This is a genomic window from Vogesella sp. EB, from assembly GCF_001037925.1.
GTDB lineage: Bacteria > Pseudomonadota > Gammaproteobacteria > Burkholderiales > Chromobacteriaceae > Vogesella > Vogesella indigofera.
Window position 1 is genome coordinate 1 of sequence record NZ_LFDT01000073.1, and the last position, 277, is coordinate 277.

Below are 277 nucleotides of genomic sequence, written 5' to 3' on the forward strand. Positions count from 1 at the left end.
GCCAGCGGCCCGTCGTTGGTGCCGGTGACGGTGACATCCACCGTGCTGCTCGACTCGGCGCCGAACTGGTCGGTCATGGTGTAGCTGAGGGTGACGTGCACCACCGCGTCCTTGGCCAGATGGTCGAAGTCGGTCCCCGGATCGAATTGCAGCTGGCCACCGACCACGCTGGCTGTGCCCATGCCGGCCGGCGCGCTGGCGTCAACCAGACTCAACACATGGCCGTCGTCGACGTCGGTGTCGTTGGCCAGCACGTCGATGTTGAGTAGCTGGTTTT

1 protein-coding gene is annotated in these 277 nt (G+C 65.3%); it reads right to left on the reverse strand.

All coding sequences use genetic code 11. The features are described 5' to 3' along the window. The coding region (locus tag ACG97_RS16775) for a cadherin-like domain-containing protein (RefSeq protein WP_047968525.1) at positions 1-277 on the reverse strand (277 nt) is incomplete at both ends.